The sequence below is a fragment of the Streptomyces sp. MK37H genome (assembly GCF_018035285.1).
Classification (GTDB): Bacteria; Actinomycetota; Actinomycetes; order Streptomycetales; family Streptomycetaceae; genus Streptomyces; species Streptomyces endocoffeicus.
In genome coordinates, this window is sequence record NZ_JAAAYH010000822.1 from 1 (window position 1) to 1,581 (window position 1,581).

The following is a 1,581-nucleotide window of genomic DNA, read 5'->3' on the forward strand; positions in this document are numbered from 1 at the left end:
CGCCACCACATCCGGGGAGACGGCCGCCCGCTCATCGAAGAGCTCCCCCAACGGCCGTACGGGAACCGCTCGCTCAGTGGCGTTCCACCCCTCCACCACCCGCTCCCGCTCACCGCGCCCCAGCAGCTCGATCTCACTCACCCGCCGCGTCGGATCCGCCGCCATCTGCTCCAGCACCCGGGCCAGCCGCCGTACCACGCCCCGCGCGGCGTCCTCGTCGAACGCGTCCGGGCGGTAGTCCAGCCAGAACTTCAGCTCGTCCGCCGGGTCCACCCCCAGCGTCAGCGGGAAGGTGGTCGCCATCCGGGTCGTGCTGTCCGTCAGTCGCAGAGGAGCGGCCGGTCCGGTCTCGCCCGCGTGGAAGTTCTCGAAGGCCATCAGGGTGTCGAACGTGGCGCCCGGTCCGGCCAGGCGCTGGATCTCCTTGAGGCCGAGGTGCTGGTGGTCGAGCAGCGCCGACTGCTGGGCCTGCACCAGGCTGAGCAGGTGGGCAATGGAGTCGGCCGGGCGCAGCCGGACCCGTACGGGGATCGTGTTGATGAAGAGCCCCAGCATGTCCGCCATCCCCGCCAGCTCCGGCGGACGTCCGGCCACCGCGGCGCCGAACACCACATCGCTCCGGCCGGTGAGCTTGCCGACGACCTGGGCCCAGGCCACCTGCAGCACGGTGTTCAGCGTGACGCCGTGAGTACGGGCGAGCTCCCGCAGCGCACCGGCCAGATGATCGCCGGTCTCGGCGAGGACCTTGCGGGTGAGGACGGGTTCGGCGTTCGGGTCGAGCGCGGCGACCGTCGTCGGCTCGGACACGCCATCCAGCGCCCGCTGCCAGGCAGCGCGCGCCGCCTCCCGGTTCTGGCGGCGCAGCCAGGCCAGATACTCGCCGTAGGGCGTGGTCGGCGCCAGTTCGCGGGTGTCACCACCGGCCGCGTAGCCGGCCCACAGCTCGCGGATGAGGATTCGTAGCGACCAGCCGTCGAGCACGATGTGGTGCAGGGTCACGACCATGCGGTGGCGGTCGGGGCCGGTCTTCACCAGCAGGATTCGTGCCAGGGGTGGGGCCGTGAGGTCGAAGCGGCGGGCCCGTTCCGCGTTCTCCAGCCGGTCCGCCCGGTCCCGCGCCGCCTCGGCGCCGAGGTGCGACAGGTCCACCTCGTGCCAGGGCAGGGTGACGTGGCGGGCGATCACCTGGACGGGTTCGTCCACGCCGACCAGGCGGCGGAAGCCGGTGCGCAGACTGCCATGCCGTTCGACGAGCGCCTGCCAGGTGTCGCGCAACTTCCGTATGCCCAGGGGCCCTTCGAGCTCCAGGACCTTCTGTTCCACATAGATGTCCCGCTCCCGCTCATCGAACATCGCGTGGAAGAGCAGGCCCTCCTGGAGGGGTGACAGCGGCAGTACGTCGACCACGCCGCCCGCCACCTCGGCCTCAAGCTCCTCGATCTGGGCCTGGTCGAGTGCCATCAGCGGGAAGTCGGATGGCGTATGGCCGCCACCGGTGTGTGCGGCGAGGCCGGACAGCATCTCCGCCCACGCTTCGAGCAGTCGCCGGGCGGCCGGTTCGGTGAGGAGGGGATCCGGCCA

At 71.5% G+C, this 1,581-nt stretch carries 1 protein-coding gene; it reads right to left on the reverse strand.

What is annotated here, in order from left to right; translation table 11 throughout:
* Nucleotides 1–1,581 (reverse strand): condensation domain-containing protein (locus GWI24_RS44190; RefSeq protein WP_247617736.1); only part of this gene is annotated, 1,581 nt, incomplete at both ends.